Below are 15,226 nucleotides of genomic sequence, written 5' to 3' on the forward strand. Positions count from 1 at the left end.
TTTCCTCCCCTGGGCGGCACGGAACACCGCTGTCAGGCAGTTCGTAGAATGCGCCCGTGAACGCGCTGCTGGTGCCGCTACAACCCTACGCCGGTCAGGTCGTGGTGGTGGGGGTGTCGGGCGGGGCCGACAGCGTGGCCCTGCTGCGCGCGCTGGTGCAGGCGGGCGCGCAGCCCGTGGCGGCGCACCTGGACCACGCGCTGCGCCCGGGTTCGGCCGGGGACGCCGCGTGGGTGCAGGCGCTGGCCGCCGCGCTGGGGGTGCCCTTTGAAGGCACGCGGGTGGAGGTGGCGGCGGTGGGCCGCCAGCGCGGCTGGAACGTGGAAGACGCCGCCCGGCGCCTGCGCTACGACTTCCTGGGCCGCGTGGCGAAAAGACACCGCGCCCAGGCCATCCTGACGGCCCACACCCGCCGCGATCAGGCCGAAACGGTCCTGATGGCCCTGCTGCGCGGCGAGGCCGTCCTGCGCGGCATTCCCCCGGTGCGCGGCCGGGTCCAGCGGCCCTGGTTGGAGGTGTCCCGGGCCGACCTCGAAACCTTTCTGCACGCCCTGGGCCAGGACTGGCGCGAGGACGAGACGAACGCCGACCCCGCCTATACCCGCGCGTGGCTGCGCCGCGAGGTGGTGCCGGTGCTGCAGGCCCGCTTCCCGGCCCTGGAAGACACGCTGGCCCGCGTGGCCCGCCACCAGGCCCAGGACGACGAGGCCCTGCAGGTCTGGGCCGCGCGCCTGCGGCCCCACACGCCGCTGCGGGGCCAGCCGCCCGCCGTGCTGCGGCGCTGGGTGCGGGCTCAGGTGCAGCGGGCTGGGCTTGAGGTTCACGCTGGACACCTGGACCAGCTGGCCGCCGCCCTGGGCGCGGGCGAAACCCGCCACGTCACCTTGCCGGGCAAGCGCCCAGTGACGGTGGGCGGCGGCCAGCTGGTGCTGGCGCCGCCCCGGTTCGCGGGGCCCACCTTTCCGGTGCCTGCCAGCTGGACCCTGCGCACCCGCCAGCCCGGCGACCGCATTCGCCTGCCCGGGGGCACGCGCCTGCTCAGCGACGTGCTCACCGACCGCAAGGTGCCGCGCGGGGCCCGCGACGGGGTGCCGCTGCTGGTGTCTGAAGCAGGGGTGCAGTGGGTGGGCCTGACCCCGCCGGTGTGGGCGGTGGGCGCCCAGCAGATGGCCCAGGTGCCCCCAGACCCCCTGCACGCCGCAATGGGCGAGGCCCTGGCCCAGGCTGGGCTGGCGGCCCAGGCTGGCGAGGTGCCGGTGGGCGCCGTGGTGCTGGGCCCGGACGGCGCCGTGATCGGGCGCGGGCGCAACACCAGCCGCGAGCACGGCGACATGACCCGCCACGCCGAACTGGCGGCCCTGCGTGAAGCGACCCGCACTCTGGGCACGCCGTATCTGACGGCCTGCACCCTGGTCGTGACCCTGGAGCCCTGCCCCATGTGCCTGGGTGCGGCGCTGGAAGCGCGGATCGGGCACGTGGTGTACGGCGCCGCCAACCCCAAGGCCGGGGCACTGGGCGGTGTGCAGGACCTGCTGGGTGCCCACTGGGGCCACGCCCCCCAGACCACGGGCGGGGTCCGCGCGGCCGAGGCCAGCCGCCTGCTGCGCCAGACTTTTCAGGCCGTGCGGGCGCAGAAAGAAGCCCCGGATGCCCCCACCCTGTAAGTAGGCAAAGGCATCCGGGACAAGCGCCCCTCTCATCGGGATTCCGGTTCATCAGTGATGAAATAACAGGTGAACCCGACCAGAGGGACTCGCAGAGCTGCACAGCAGAGAAGGAAAAACGGTGGCCGAGAGGCGTGGAAGCACCGAAGCGACGCGGAGGGGCTGCAACGGATGATCCGGAATCTGGATCAGTGGTGCTGGCCGCTGGCGTGGGTCAGGGTCAAGAGGGCAGGGGTGCCGCCCACATTCAAGCGGCGGACCACACTCAGGTCACTGTGGTTTACTTCAATCACCTCGCCGGTGGTGGGGCTGGTCACGTAGAGGCGTGTGCCCACCACAAAGGTAGGGCGCACAGCGGCCTTGTCGGCGGCCAGCGGCGCCACCAGCGCGGCGCTGCGCAGCACGCGGCCGGTGCGGGCGTCCAGGGCGTGCAACTGGCCGTCAGCGGTCAGTGCCAGCAGCCGCTGACCATCTGGCGCGAAGGCAAATTTCAGGGGCGGGGCGCTCAGGGGCACCGGGGTCAGGGCGGTGTCGTCCGGGCTCCAGCGAACCAGCCCAGGGCCAAAGTTGCCGTACAGGGCGGGACTTTTCTCGTGCGCCGCAATGGTCCCCACGCGGGTGCCGTCGGCCGTTCCAGCCGGGTTGCTCAGCTTGCGTCCATTCGTCTCGCGGCCCTGCACGGTCACCGCCAGCACGCCGTCGGTGCAGCCGTAATAGGCGACGGCGCCGCGCACCGCCTCGCCGTGTAGCCCGGGGCAGGGCTCCCTGACTGTGCCCAGCAGCGCGCCGCTGCCCAGGTCGTAGGCGTCCACGCGGTTCAGGCGCAGGTAACCGCTCAGCAGCACGTTGCCCAGCAGGACGGCGGCGCCGTGGTCCGGCTGCGCCACCTTTACCACGGTCATATCGTTGGTCTTGCCCAGCAGCGTCTCGCCAAACACAGCCACAGTGCCGCCTCTGTCGTTAAAGATGGCAATCCGGTCGTCATGACTGAAAAAGTGGGTGGGCTGCTGGCCCACATTCAGGGTGGCCAGCACATGCGGCGCGCCCAGCACCAGATCACGGTGGTCGCCGTGGTCCACGCTCTTCAGGCCGCTGTGCAGCACAGTGACGCGGTCGGCATCGCGGTGAATGGCGTAGGCCAGGGTGCCGCCCGGGCCGGTGTACAGGCCGCTCAGCTTGCCCGGCGTGCTGAAGCGCGCGGTTTTCATGCCGGTGGCGGGGTCCAGCACAGTCAGTTCATGGGTGCTGGCGTCGGCAATAATCAGGCGCTCGGCGGTGGCGGCGTGGGTGTTCGTCAGGGTCAGGGCAGCGGTCAGGGTCAGCAGGGAACGAAGCATGGGAACTCCTTGGTAGGCGAGGAAAGAGGCCTGGGTTTCAGCGCAGCGCGCGCAGCAGCGTGTCGCGGTTGGCGCGCATCATGGCGGCGTAGGTGGGACTGGCGGCGCTGCCCTCGGGGTCCAGGGTGAACAGCGGCACACCGCTCTCGGCCGCCACGGTGCGGGCCGGGCCGGGCGGTAACTGGGGCTCGGCGAAGACCGCCCGCACGCCCTGGGCGCGAATCGTCCGCACCGCCTCAGCCAGCCGGGCCGCGCTGGGTTCTATGCCCTCCAGCGGCGCCAGGGTCGCGGCAATGGTCAGGCCATAGGCGCGGGCAAAGTAGCCAAAAGCGTTATGAAAGGTCACCAGCCGCGCGCCACGAATGGGCCGCAAGGTGGTCTGCAGTTCACGGTGCAGGTCCAGTAGCGAGGTCGCCTCGCGTTCGGCGGCGGCGCGGTAGGTGGCCGCGTGTGCTGGGTCCAGCGCGGCCAATTCCTGGCCCGTGCGCCGGGCGGCCTGGGCCATCAGGCTGGCATCCAGCCACCAGTGTGGGTCCACGGCACGGCCAGCGCGCAGGCGCGCAAAGGCCATGACATGGCCCAGCTTCAGGACACGGGCGCGGCTGCCACTGGCCTGCACATAGCGGTCCAGCCAGTCATCGGCACCCAGGCCGGCCATGACTGCCAGATCGGCGGCGCGGATGCGGGCAATATCCTGCACGGTGGGATCGAAGGTATGCGGACTGCTGCCGGCCGGCGCCGCGCGCTGCACATCCGCCGCCCCGCCTGCCACGCGGGCCACCACGTCGTACAGCGGATGAAACGAGACCATCACCTTCAACCGCCTGGCGTCGGCGCTGCCCAGACTGAGGGCGGCCACCGCAAGGGGTAGTACAGCCCAGGCTTTCATCCTCACGCTGGACAGGACAGCCGGCCCTTTGCCGCCGTCCATTGACGGGCGCCGGGCTTCAAACGCCTGGAACAGAACGGGCCAGTCTTCAGCCCAACCTTCTTCAAAAACCAAATCACATTCATAAAGCGATATTGATATATCGTTATCAAAAATGCAAGTATGCCGCTGGAGGTTGAGCCCTATCTACGGCTCTTCGTGCCGCCCTTGCCGAAAGGGTGAACTTGCCTGCACCATTGATCGGCAGGAAACGGCAGTCTATAGAGGCCGTTCGTGCACAGCGTGGAATCGGAGCCCATACGGCTTCCCCAGAGGCGTGGGCCTCTGATGGCGCCCCAATGACACCGCGCCCTGGCCAGGGGCGCGGTGTCATGCTGAAAAACCAGTGGATGGAAGAGGCGAAGAGGGGAGAGGTGTGCGGCCAGGAACACCCGGGGCCAATTGGAACCCGCAGACCACCGCGCACACTGCGGTGGGGAGAGCGGGAGAAGCCAGTGCCGGGACGCAGCACCCGGCAACGCAGGAAGGCAGAAATTGGTCTTAACCTCTACTGTGACTGCAATGTACTTGCCCTCCCTGATGAACGGCTGAACGCGGAGCCAGAAGGTCTCATCGCGCGGCTCATGCGCCGTCAGATTGGGTCAGGCATGGGAGAGAAGGCACAGGGTTGTGGGGGCCTGGGCATCCGCCCGCCGAGCCACTCTTGGGGGCCTTTCCCCGTGCAGAGGCGCGAAAGGGCCCGAAAAAAGCCCCGGCGCACAGGCCGGGGCAGAAACATCTTTTCGCTTACTTGCGGTACACCTTGGGCACACCGTTCACGGTGCGGATGGTGCCGCCCTCGAAATCGGCCGCCCAGGCGCCGCCAATCTGGTACTGGTCACGGGTGGGGAAGCCCAGGAACGAACCGCTGCCGCCCAGCCCCTGGTAGGTCTTGAGCACGTCGCCGGTCAGCCAGAAGGTGCCGTATTTCTCGGTGCCGTACAGGGCGCCATTCTGGAAGAAGCCGTACAGGCCGCTGGTGCCGTAGGTGTTGCGGGGAATCACCTTCTCGTCGCCCGCCGCCCAGCCCAGGCGGCTGGGGGGCCGGGCAGCGCCGTTTTCCGCCCTGGCCAGGGCCAGGTAGCGCTCCAGCAGCATGCCGTGCACCGCGTAGGCGCGGCTGGAGCCGTTCGCGTGCAGCAGCACCGCGTCGCCGTAGGCCCCCACCCCTCTGAACTTCTGCCACCAGCCGTCGCCCCAGGGGGTGGCGTAGGTGGTCGCGGCCCCCAGGCTTTCCTCACCCTTCAGGCGGGCATAGGCCTCCACCATCGCCTGATCGCGGCTGCCGTCCTGCTTTTCACCGGGGGCAATGCTGGTCGTGGGGGTGGGCTGCGGTTGGGGCTGGGGTTGCGGCTGCGCGCCAGTCGCCGGGGGCTGGCCCTGGCCGGGAGTGATGGTCACGGTGCCGGTGGCGCCGCCTTGGGCGGGCGATACAGGGGTGCCGCCCACGCGGAAGGTCACCACGTCGGTGGTCCAGCCGTCGGCGGGCAGGGGGTTGACCACAATGCTCAGCGCCTTGGCCAGATTCTCCTGGCCCTTCACACGCACCTCGGCAAAACCCTGGCCCTCGGCGAAGCGGGCAATATCGTTCAGGTCCAGTTCGCGCTTGCTGGCCAGCGCCAGCAGCCGGTCCTGGCCGTTGGGGCCGCCCACTGTGAAGGTGTACTTGGCGCCCTGCGGCGGGAACACACGCGTGACCCCCGCCTTGACGAAGTTGCTTTCCTCGTAGTTGTTGGGGAAGAACAGGTCCACTTCGCCGTTGGCGTTCACGTTGAACAGGTACACATAGGCGTCCTGATTGGTCTTCAGGCCAATGCTCAGGCGCTCGCCCTTGCGGTAGACCGGATTGCCCTTGCCGCTGGCGTCCTTGTTGACCCAGACTTCCACATCCAGCTTGGTCTCAACTGGGTTGACGATGATGCTCTGGGCACTGATCTTCGCGGGGCTGGCGGCGGCAAGGCTCAGGCCCAGCAGCGCGCTCAGGGTGGTCATGCGTCTTGGGTTCATGGGGCCCACCGTAAGACGCCAAACTGACCAAAGGCTGAAAAAGCGCGTGCCACAAGGGTTTCTGAAGTCTGCTTCAAGCCCGGGTCAAGGCGCGGGCTGCTGCTGAGCTCTTCCATGAGCGTTGGCCTGAGAGTGCTGGCCCATCTCAGGGCCCGCCTCCCTCAGCCCAGGGCGCGGCTCAGCCACAGGGCCAGCGGCGCCAGCAGCAGGGCCGGCAGCAGGCTGCCCACCCGCACGCGGCGGTCTTCCACGCCCAGCCCCGCCAGCATCAGGTTCCAGCTGATCCCGATGATGGTGATGCCGCCCGCGCCGGTGACCAGCAGCACGTAGGGATTGGCCTTGAGGGTCGCCGGGTCCGCGCCGCCCACCAGGCTGCTGGCCAGCCCGCCGGCGGCGAGGCTGATGCCGCCCTGCAGCAGCAGCACGGTCACGGCGCTGAAGCCCACCCCCAGGCCGTAGGCTCCCGCCAGGGCCAGGGCTGCAATGCCGTCCAGCACGCTTTTGAGGATATAGGTGGAGGCGTCGCCCGTCAGACCATTTTGCAGGCCCCCCACCACAGTCATGGGCCCCACGCAAAACAGCAGGCTGGCCGCCACGAAGCCTTCGGTAAAGCGCCCGCCCCCCCGAAAGCGCCGCTTGAGGGTCTCGCCCAGCCGTTCCAGCGCCTCTTCAATTCGCAGTGCCTCGCCCAGCACGGCCCCGGCGGCGAGGCAGATCAGGGCCAGAATGACCCCGGGCACGGCGCCACCGCTGACCCGGTTCAGCGACGCGGCCATGTCCAGCCCCAGAAACAGCGTGACCAGACTGAGGGTTTGCAGCAGGGTGCGCTGGGTGCGTTCGGGCAGGCGGTGGCCGATCAGCAGGCCCAGGGCCGTGCCGGCCAGCACCGTGCCCACGTTCACCAGCGTGCCCGACAATTGAGAGAACAGACTCATCCGGGTGACTGTAGTGCACGGTGCCCGGCCCCCGCCCCGGCTTGCCTGACTGGAAACGACGGCGGACCCTGTAACGCGAGAGTTCGGAGCGTTTCGGAATGCTGTCTGGCGTTGCTCGACGAACACGCTGTTGTTCTCCCTCACCGCTGTGGGGGATTCGCAAAGGCACGCCGTAAAAGGTAAAACTCGGAAAGGGCCGCCAAGGGAGAGGCACCGGGTCAAGCGTTCCAGACGACGTTTTCGCCCCTTTTGCCTCGTTAGGTTTGAGCACTGTTTGCGTTATTGAACCGATGTTCTCCGATAAATAGGGCCTCGCAGCGCCCTGGGGCGGGCAGGAGAGACCCATTTCATCTGGACTGCCCAAGCCTGGGGCGGCGTCTCAAGAAAAGGGCAAGGCAACCTTGACCCCGCCTTGACAGGGGGTGTGGTACGTTCTTGACAAGTTGAACCGACTTCCCTCCCTCATTTGCCCCGGGCCGCGCCGCTGCGGCGGGTCAGGTGGCGTGCTGGGCAGGGTTGTGGACGTGCTGATTCAGTCGTCCGGTGCCGTGAAAACTGAAGCTGAAGGTGGGGCTGCCTCTGTGCAGCCCCGCTGCGTTTAAGGAGGCCTGCGTGACCTTATCCGACCAGTACCAGAACATGCCCAAACTCCTCAAGGTCAGCGAGGTCGCTGACTTTACCGGAACCCACGAACGCACCGTGCGCCGCTGGATCAGAGACGGGCGTCTGGGTGCGGTGGAGCACCCCAGCGGCCTGCGCGTGCCCCGCCGCTCGCTGTGGCGCTTTCTGGGCCTGGATCTGGCACTGAGCGCGTAAAGAAAGGCGCGACTTCCGGTGGCTCCTGGCCCAGCGTTGGGCCCGGCGGCCCCCAGGGCTGGCGCAGTGATGGTCTACAACTGCCCCCTCAACTGCCATAGTGGCGGCCATGACTGACCCGCTTGCCGCCCTGAGCGCCGCGCTGCAGGAGGACCCGCAGGCGGCGCTGACCCTCTACAGCCACCTGCCCCCGGCACTCCAGCCGCAGGCGGGCGAGGTGGCCCTGGGCCTGGGCCGGCCCGGGCTGGCGCTGGCCTGGGCGCCTGACCCCCTGGTGCGCGCGGCGGCGGCCCTGCGGCTGGGCGACGCGGCCCGCGCCCAGGCTGAACTGGCGGCGCTGCCCGCCGGGCCCCGGGTGCAGGTGCTGCAGGCCCGCGCCGCACACCAACTGGCCCGGCCCGATGCCCCTGCCGCCACCCTGGCCGCCCGTGCCCAGGCCAGAGCGGCGGGGGACAGCGCTGCCCTGGTGGCGGCCGCCGTGCTGCTGGCCGAACAGGAATATCCCCAGGCCTCGTCCCCATATGCGCCCCTGCGCACTCTGGCTGAAGGACTGAAGGTGTCCGAACTGAGCGGCCAGAGCGCCGACCCGCACCTGCTGGCCGTGCTGGCCTACGTTCAGGCCCGGCTCAACCCACGCAAAGCCCAGGCCACCGCCCACAAGGCCCTGGACCGCAGCACGCCGCGCAGCCCGGCGCGGGTGCTGGCCCTGCTGGCGCTGGAGCGGACAGCCGAAGCCCAGGCCGAAGCCGCTGCCGGCGAGCTGGCCCCGGTGTGGTGGGCAGCGTTTCAGCGCAGCCCGGCAGCGGCCCAGGCCGTCCCAAACGGCACGTAGGGCGGCGGCCGCACAAAGCGGCGGGGCCCTGGATTGCCGTGGAGATACACGCTTTCCAGGGTCCACACGTTGCGTTCCTGCAGGGTGGCGTACAGGTCGGCGCCGGCCTGCAATTCTTCGTGGGGGAGGGGCTGACGCGTGCGGTAGCCTGCCAGAAAGGAGCGGCCCAGGTCGGCCTGAAGGCCCAGGCTCAGGTGCAGGGCGCGCACGATCTCCCAGGCGCGCGGCGCCAGCCGGGTCTGCTCCCAGTCAATCAGGGCGGCGGGCTGCCCCGCCTGAAAGAACACGTTGCCGTCGTGGTAATCGCCGTGCAGAAAGCGGCTGGGCAGCGCGGGCCCTGTATCCGCCGGGGCGGGGTCCGGGCGGGGCCCGGTGCGCAGGTGGGTCAGCCGCTGCTCCGTGCGGACCAGGGCCCAGCGGTCCACCTCGTCCGGCGTAGGCCGGGCCAGAATGGCGGCGCGCACGGCCTCCAGCCGCTCAAGGGCGCGCGCCACCGGGGCAGGCGGAGCCAGGGGCGGCACCTCGAACGCCACCGTGGCGGGCAGCTGGGCGTGAAGCCGCGCCAGGAACTCTCCCAGCGCCGCCGCGTGGGCCGGGGTCAGGGCGGCCCGGGGCACGGGCTCACCGGGGGCCCATTCAAACAGGGCCGCCCAGCCCAGGGCCAGCCGAGCCAGGGTGCCGCCCTGCCGGGTGGGCACGGGGGCCGGGGTGGGCACGCCAGCGGCGCGGGCCACCTCTATGGCGTGGTGCTCGCGCCCGGCGCGCTCGGGGCGGGGGTCGCGGTACACGCGCAGGTGAAAGGGGCCGGTACGCGTCTGCACGCGGTAGGCCCCGTTGATGCTGCCGCCCGCCAGGGCCCGCAGCTGCACGCCCGGCCCCAGCGACCAGTGGGCGGCCAGATCACCGGGGGTCAGCGCCCTGGCCCCTGGGGGCCCGGCCCCGGTGCTCACCCGGCCTGCACGTCCAGCCGCGCCAGCCCGCGAATCACGAAGCCGCCGGTGTACTGCCCGGGCTCGTGGGGGTCCAAGAGGCGCAGCCCCGGGAGGGTGCGGCACAGGGCGCGCAGGCTCAGGGCCAGTTCCAGCCGGGCCAGTGGGGCCCCCAGGCAGTAGTGAATGCCCAGCCCAAAGGTCAGGTGTGGGTTGGGATCGCGGTTCAGGCGCAGGTCGTGGGGGGCCTCGAACTTCTCGGGGTCGCGGTTGGCGCTGGCGTACAGCAGGGCCACGCGCTCGCCCGGCTTCAGCTCGGCCCCGGCCAGCGTGAGGGGGTCCAGCACAATGCGCTCGAACATGGGCAGCGGCGTGTCAAAGCGCAGCAGTTCCTCTATCGCCCTGCGGAAGACCGGCAGGCTGTCCTCATCCTGGGCGGCGGCCACCAGGGCGTCCCAGTGCTCGCGCTGGCGCAGCAGGGCCAGTACGCCCGCCGACAGGCCATTCACGCTGGCCTCGTGCCCGGCATTCAGCAGCAGAATGCAGGTGTCAATCAGTTCCTGCTCGGTCAGGCGGTCGCCTGCCTCCTCGGCCTGCACCAGCGCGGTGATCAGGTCGTCCTGTGGGTGGGCGCGCCGCAGGGCCACCAGTTCGCGCAACAGGGCGCTGAAGTCCAGCACGGCGCGTTCGGCCTCGGCCTGATCAGCGGCGGTGGGGGCGGGCTCGTACAGCTTGACAATCGCCGCCGACCAGGGCCGCAGCGCGTGGCGCTCGGCTTCCGGCACGCCCAGCAGCTCAGCAATCACCGTGACGGGCAGCGGCTCGGCGTAGTCGGCCACCAGATCAAAGGGTCCCCGGGCGCCCAGGCCGCGCACCTGCTCGTCCAGAATCGCCTCAATGCGCCCCTGCAGCGCCTCCACGCGCCGGGGGGTAAACGCCAGCTGCACCAGCGAGCGCAGCCGGGTGTGCTTGGGCGGCTCGGAATCCAGCAGGTGGTTGCTGTTAAAGGCGTCGAAGTTGGCCTGCCGGGGGTCGGGGGGCGGCCAGCCCAGTTCATCGCGCGAGTAGCGGTGCAGGGCGCTGCGGCCCAGTCGCCGGTCACGCAGCGCCGCCGAGATCTCGGCGTGGCGGGTGAGCACCACGCGCCCCATGCCAGGGTCGTAGAAGGCAGGGGCCCAGGCGCGCAGCTCGGCCAGCAGCGGGTAAGGGTCGCGCAGGAAGGCCGGGTCTTCCAGCGGCAGCGTGAAGGTGGGCAGGCCGGGGTGGGCTGGGGGCGCGCTCAAAGGAACTGCTGCCCTTCCACCCGCACGGGGCGCTCGTCGGGGCTATCGGGCGAGAGGCGGGTGAGCAGCGCCACGCCAGCGGCCACTGCGGCGCGCCGGGCGGCCTGGGCATCGAAGGTCGCCTCGTCAACGGGGCCCTGAGCGGCGGCATCGGGCACTTCCTGCAGCGGAGCGGTGGGCACGGCGCCCGGTGCAGGAGGCTCGCTGGGGGGTTGGGGCGACGCGCCAGCCGCAGAACTGGTCACGGTAGAACTGGGCAGCGTACCCAGGGGCAGCGGGTGGTCGTCGGGGGCGCCGTGCCGCGCGGCCAGCTCGGAGAACGAGCCCACCAGGGCGCGGTAGGCGCTCAGGAACTGCGCGTATTCCTGCCGGGCCCCGGTGAGGCGTGCGGTCAGCTCGGCGTGGCGCGCGCTGAAGGTGCGTTCCAGCTGCGTCAGGCGCTCGGCCTGGGCGCGCTCGCGGGTGGCACTCAGATCATGGTGGGCGCGCTCCAGTTCGGCGGCGCGCTGGGCGGCCACCCGCTCCAGTTCGGCCATGCGTGCCTGGTGCCCGGCTTCCAGGGCCTCACGCCGCGCCTGGGTGTCGTGGTCCAGCGTGTCGCGCTGCTGGCGGGCCTGCGCCACCATCAGGTCGGCCTCGCGCACGGCGTTCTCGCGCAGTTCGTGGGAAATGCGCTCGGCGGCCACCACCGCGCGGCGGATCTCGTCCTCGTTCTGGCGCTGGTCCTCCAGGGCGCGCTCCAGCCCGCTCACCTGCTCGCGCAGGGCCTGCTGTTCGTGCAGCAGGGCTTCGAGGTCATCGGAGAGCTCGTTCAGGAAGGCGCGCACGGCGGCGCGGTCATAGGCGCCCAGCCGGGTGGGAAATTCCTGGTGGCGCACGTCAAGGGGGGTGAATTTCACGAGAACAGACTCCTTCCCACCCGCACCAGGGTGGCTCCAGCGTGCACAGCCAGCGGGTAATCCCCGCTCATGCCCATACTCAACTCTGACAGACCCAGGTCGTGCGCGCGCCGCGCGGTGTCCTGAAAGAGGGCCAGCAGCCGCTCATCGCGCTGTGGGTGCCCGTCCAGATCCGGGGCCATCACCATGAGGCCGCGCACGCTCAGCCCGGTGGCCTGCACCTCGCGCAGCACGCCGGGCAGCAGGTCTACTTCAATGCCGTGTTTCTGCGTCTCGCCGTTGTGCACCTGCAGCAGCACCCCGGGCGCGCGGCCCCAGCCCTGGGCGGCCTGGGCAATGGCCTGCGCCTGCCACACCGCTTCCAGGCTGTGCACCAGCGCCACCGGGCGCAGGTACTTGACCTTGTTGCGCTGCAGCGCGCCCAGGTAATGCCATTCCAGGTCGGGGCGCGCGGCGGCCTTGTCGCGCAGTTCCTGGGCGCGGCCCTCGCCCAGCGGAAAAGTGCCGTGGGAGAGCACGCAGCGGTCAATGGCCTCCAGGGTCTGGCCCTTGGTGACCGCCACCAGCCGGGCGCTGCCGGGCGCGCGGCCCGCCTGGGCCTCGGCGGCGCGGATGCCGGACAGCACCTCTGGCAGGCTCATGGCGTGCCCCAGCGCGCACGGCGCCAGACAAGCCCGAAGGGTTGGTGAGCAAACACCCGCCTATTCTCACCCACCCTCTGCCCGGGCTCAAGCGGCGCAGCCTGTGTGGCCCCCCAGACTGAGCCGGGCGGGACTGCACCCAATCTTCACCCTTCTCAGAGCCGAAGTCGCAAGTGTGGGCAGGACTCGCCGCGCCTGCCCCCGCCGCCGCACATTCGGCCGGGGGCGATTTCAGGAGCCTGTGCGACACTAGGAGAAGCATGCGACACCCCCTTACCCTTGCCCTGACCGTTGTCCTCGCCGCGCCCGCCGTTGCCCAGACGGCCGGCACGGTGCAGGAGGTCACGGTGGTCGGCACCAGTGACCTGCTGACCAATTTTCTGCGCGCCACCCTCTCGGTGCAGGCCGGCGCGCCGCTGTCCAGCGTGAATCTGCGTCAGGTGGAACAGGAAGTGCTGGCCAGCGGCTACTTCAAGTCGGCCGTGGCTGAACTGCGCAGCGTGGCCGGGCGCGACACGCTGGTGATTACCGTGGTGCCCAACCCCACCATCAAGGACGTGACGGTCACAGGCCTGACCTTCCTGCCCGCCGAGGGCTTCAAAAAGAGCGTGGCGGACCTGCTGAACATTGCCCCCGGCGCCACGCTGAATAACGTGCGCATTGAAGAGGCCAAAGACGCCCTGGCCAGCAACTACCAGGGCGAAGGCTATCCCTTTGCTCCCAGCATCAGCAGCGACGTGAAGACCGAAGCCGACGGCACGGTCACCGTGAACTTCGTGGTGGACGAAACCGCCCCCATTTCGCGCGTGGAGGTCGAAGGCGTGACCCTGCTGCCCGCCAGCACCGTCACGGCCATCTTCAAGCCCCTATACGACGCCAAGCGCTTTACGCCAGAAGCCTATTACGCTGCCGTGCAGGGGCTGCAGCAGGCCTACGACGAGGCCGGCTACCTGCAGGCGGGTGTGAACACCCAGACCACCGCCCTGGAGGGCGGCGTGCTGAAGGTGCGCGTCATTGAGGGCAAGGTCGCGGGCGTGGACCTCAGCGACCTGAATAACCCCCAGGTGACGCTGCAGACCCGCCCCGGTCAGCCGATCTCGCTGGAGCGTCTGCAGGCCGACGTGCGCACCCTGGCCAACCAGACGGGTCAGCCGGTGGGCTTTGCCCTGCGCCCCAATCCCCAGAACCCGGGTGAGGTGACCGTGCTGTTCGGCTCGGCAGGGGTGGCCAGTGGCCCGGTCAAGACCATTGCCGTGCAGGGCAACACCCTGGTGCCCACCGCCACGCTGCTGGCGGCCGTGAAAACCAAGGTGGGCGACGTGTACAGCCCCCAGCTGGCCCAGGATGACTTCTTCGCCGTGCGCGACGCCTACCGCAAGGCGGGCTATGAAATCAGCACCCGCGACGCGATCACCTTTGAAAACGGCGTGCTGACCTTCAACATCCGCGAGGTGCGGGTGGCGGGCTACGAACTGCAGTGGCAGGGCAACCACAAGACCAAGGACCGCGTGATTCTGCGCGAACTGCCCGAAGCTGGCCGCGCCTTTAACCGCGACGAGCTGAACGCCGCGCTGGGCCGCATTGCCCGCCTGGGCTTCGTGCGCGTGGTCAGTGAGCAGGTGCGTGCCGACCCCGCCAACCCCGAGAACATCACCTACGTGCTGGGGCTGGCCGAAACCACCAGCGGCATTCCGGTCAGCCTGGGCCTGACCTACGACTCGTTTGCCGGGGGCTTCGGCGGCGAAGCGGCCTACACCAACAACAACGTCTTCGGGCTGGGCCACAACTTCACGGTGGCCGTGGGTGGCCAGCAGAACGAGGCCCGGCAGAACCTCGTGGGCAACGTGAGCTACACCATTCCCTGGCTGGACCTGGATTTCCTGGACTTCCGCAAGGTGCCCACCAGCGTGACCGTGCAGGCCGGCAGCAACGTGACCGGCAACCAGCCGCTGTTCAGCAAGCCCACCGACACCCCGGCCAACGTGGACACCGGCTGGGACTACACCACCCGCACCACCAGCTTCAGCGTGAGCGCCGGGCGTAACCTCGCCAAGAACCTGTACGCCAGCGTGGGCTTTGGGGTGGGCTACAACACCTATTACCTGGAGCCGCTGCAAAAAGACGACAAGAACACGGTGACCTACAAGGACGCCAGCGGCGCCGAGCAGACCCGCACCTTCGCTGAGGGGGACGTGAAGGGCCTGGTGCCCACCAACTCGCTGCTCAGCAGCGCGAGCGCCGGCCTGAACTACGACTCCACCGACAACGGTGATTTCCCCGGCCAGGGCGTGCGCGCCAACCTGGGGGTCAACTACCGCTTCGGCAACCAGAACAACGTGGGCGTGCGCTGGAGCGAGGTGCAGGGCGGCGCCAGCACCTACTTCGGCTTTGGCCGCACCCTGGAAAAGAGCCTGGGTGTGACCAACAAGCAGCAGGTCTTCGCTGTGCGCGCCAACGCGGGCACCACCCTGGGCCTGAATACGGCCCCGGCAGGCACCGGCTACTCGGTGGGTGGCGGCAGCAGCGCCAGCGCCTCGCGCCACATTCGCGGGCTGGCCGACGGCGAGCTGTTTGGCCCGAACTACCTGACCGCCAGCGCCGAGTATCGCTACGACTTCGGCCTGAAGGCCGGCATTGCCCAGGGCTTGTACGGTGTGGTCTTTGCCGACGCGGGCAGCGCCTGGGGCAGCAGCGCCAACCCCAACTTCAACCTGAAGTACGGCGTGGGCGCGGGCGTGCAGCTGAACCTGGGCATCGGCGGCACCCTGCTGCCCAGCCTGCGCTTCGACTACGGCTTCAGCCCCCAGACGGGCCAGGGCAAGTTCTACTTCCGCCTGGGGAACTTCTGGTAAAGCCGGCAGACGGCTAAAGGCAAATGGCAGGTGGCTGGGGAGAACCCGCCATCTGCCATTTGCCATAGACCATCAGCCGGCGTGCGCTGCTACCATGCCCCGA

The 15,226-nt window shown here is 69.7% G+C and carries 12 protein-coding genes; 4 read left to right on the plus strand and 8 right to left on the minus strand.

Annotated features, from left to right (window positions below; genetic code table 11):
* The first annotated feature begins 56 nt into the window (after nt 1-56).
* A complete protein-coding gene (tilS, locus tag KMW22_RS01365; RefSeq protein ID WP_221088212.1) occupies nt 57-1,664 on the plus strand; it encodes a tRNA lysidine(34) synthetase TilS in 1,608 nt (535 codons plus the stop codon).
* Between the two features lie 188 nt (nt 1,665-1,852).
* Here tilS and KMW22_RS01370 read toward each other — a convergent pair whose 3' ends face one another.
* The 4 genes from KMW22_RS01370 to KMW22_RS01385 all read right to left on the minus strand — a co-directional run bounded on the left by KMW22_RS01370 (nt 1,853) and on the right by KMW22_RS01385 (nt 6,871).
* Nucleotides 1,853-3,001, minus strand: a complete 1,149-nt coding sequence (locus tag KMW22_RS01370; RefSeq protein WP_221088213.1) for an outer membrane protein assembly factor BamB family protein — start codon at nt 2,999-3,001, stop codon at nt 1,853-1,855.
* Between the two features lie 37 nt (nt 3,002-3,038).
* Entirely contained in the window at nt 3,039-3,860 is an 822-nt protein-coding gene (locus KMW22_RS01375) for a metal ABC transporter substrate-binding protein (RefSeq protein WP_221088214.1), read from the minus strand.
* An 816-nt stretch (nt 3,861-4,676) separates the two neighbouring features.
* Nucleotides 4,677-5,936 carry a DUF4384 domain-containing protein gene (locus tag KMW22_RS01380; RefSeq protein ID WP_221088215.1) on the minus strand — a complete coding sequence of 420 codons (1,260 nt, stop codon included), beginning with the start codon at nt 5,934-5,936 and terminating at the stop codon, nt 4,677-4,679.
* 161 nt (nt 5,937-6,097) lie between these two features.
* Nucleotides 6,098-6,871: a DUF554 domain-containing protein gene (locus KMW22_RS01385; RefSeq protein WP_221088216.1), complete on the minus strand. Its 774-nt coding sequence runs from the start codon at nt 6,869-6,871 to the stop codon at nt 6,098-6,100.
* A gap of 639 nt (nt 6,872-7,510) precedes the next feature.
* On the opposite strand from KMW22_RS01385, the gene KMW22_RS01390 reads away from it, so the two are divergent.
* Both KMW22_RS01390 and KMW22_RS01395 read left to right on the plus strand, forming a co-directional pair.
* Nucleotides 7,511-7,687, plus strand: a complete 177-nt coding sequence (locus KMW22_RS01390) for a helix-turn-helix domain-containing protein (RefSeq protein WP_107137846.1) — start codon at nt 7,511-7,513, stop codon at nt 7,685-7,687.
* Nucleotides 7,688-7,796: 109 nt separating this feature from the next.
* Nucleotides 7,797-8,519 carry a hypothetical protein gene (locus KMW22_RS01395; RefSeq protein WP_235692418.1) on the plus strand — a complete coding sequence of 241 codons (723 nt, stop codon included), beginning with the start codon at nt 7,797-7,799 and terminating at the stop codon, nt 8,517-8,519.
* On the opposite strand, the gene KMW22_RS01400 is transcribed toward KMW22_RS01395, so the two are convergent.
* The 4 genes from KMW22_RS01400 to KMW22_RS01415 are packed head-to-tail and all read right to left on the minus strand — an operon-like array spanning nt 8,474 to nt 12,271.
* Nucleotides 8,474-9,469: a phosphotransferase enzyme family protein gene (locus tag KMW22_RS01400; RefSeq protein WP_221088217.1), complete on the minus strand. Its 996-nt coding sequence runs from the start codon at nt 9,467-9,469 to the stop codon at nt 8,474-8,476. The two genes, KMW22_RS01395 and KMW22_RS01400, sit on opposite strands and share 46 nt — an antisense overlap.
* Nucleotides 9,466-10,731 carry a cytochrome P450 gene (locus tag KMW22_RS01405; protein WP_235692419.1) on the minus strand — a complete coding sequence of 422 codons (1,266 nt, stop codon included), beginning with the start codon at nt 10,729-10,731 and terminating at the stop codon, nt 9,466-9,468. Before KMW22_RS01405 ends, KMW22_RS01400 begins: the two co-directional genes overlap by 4 nt.
* Nucleotides 10,728-11,630 (minus strand): DivIVA domain-containing protein, encoded by a 903-nt coding sequence (locus KMW22_RS01410; protein ID WP_221088218.1) that lies wholly within the window; start codon nt 11,628-11,630, stop codon nt 10,728-10,730. Before KMW22_RS01410 ends, KMW22_RS01405 begins: the two co-directional genes overlap by 4 nt.
* Nucleotides 11,627-12,271, minus strand: coding sequence for a YggS family pyridoxal phosphate enzyme (locus tag KMW22_RS01415; protein ID WP_221088219.1), 645 nt, complete (start codon nt 12,269-12,271; stop codon nt 11,627-11,629). The genes KMW22_RS01410 and KMW22_RS01415 overlap by 4 nt, the downstream gene beginning before the upstream one ends.
* A gap of 260 nt (nt 12,272-12,531) precedes the next feature.
* On the opposite strand from KMW22_RS01415, the gene KMW22_RS01420 reads away from it, so the two are divergent.
* Complete coding sequence (locus KMW22_RS01420; protein ID WP_221088220.1) at nt 12,532-15,123, plus strand: BamA/OMP85 family outer membrane protein; 2,592 nt, start codon at nt 12,532-12,534, stop codon at nt 15,121-15,123.
* The last annotated feature ends 103 nt before the right edge of the window (nt 15,124-15,226 follow it).

Origin of the sequence: Deinococcus aquaedulcis (assembly GCF_019693445.1) — a bacterium.
Lineage (GTDB): Bacteria > Deinococcota > Deinococci > Deinococcales > Deinococcaceae > Deinococcus > Deinococcus aquaedulcis.

Coding starts and splice junctions, on each gene's coding strand:
- KMW22_RS01370 (WP_221088213.1), bottom strand. CDS start 3,001: ATGCTTCGTTCCCTGCTGACCCTGACCGCTGCCCTGACCCTGACGAAC.
- KMW22_RS01380 (WP_221088215.1), bottom strand. CDS start 5,936: ATGAACCCAAGACGCATGACCACCCTGAGCGCGCTGCTGGGCCTGAGC.
- KMW22_RS01385 (WP_221088216.1), bottom strand. CDS start 6,871: ATGAGTCTGTTCTCTCAATTGTCGGGCACGCTGGTGAACGTGGGCACG.
- KMW22_RS01390 (WP_107137846.1), top strand. CDS start 7,511: ATGCCCAAACTCCTCAAGGTCAGCGAGGTCGCTGACTTTACCGGAACC.
- KMW22_RS01395 (WP_235692418.1), top strand. CDS start 7,797: ATGACTGACCCGCTTGCCGCCCTGAGCGCCGCGCTGCAGGAGGACCCG.
- KMW22_RS01415 (WP_221088219.1), bottom strand. CDS start 12,271: ATGAGCCTGCCAGAGGTGCTGTCCGGCATCCGCGCCGCCGAGGCCCAG.
- KMW22_RS01420 (WP_221088220.1), top strand. CDS start 12,532: ATGCGACACCCCCTTACCCTTGCCCTGACCGTTGTCCTCGCCGCGCCC.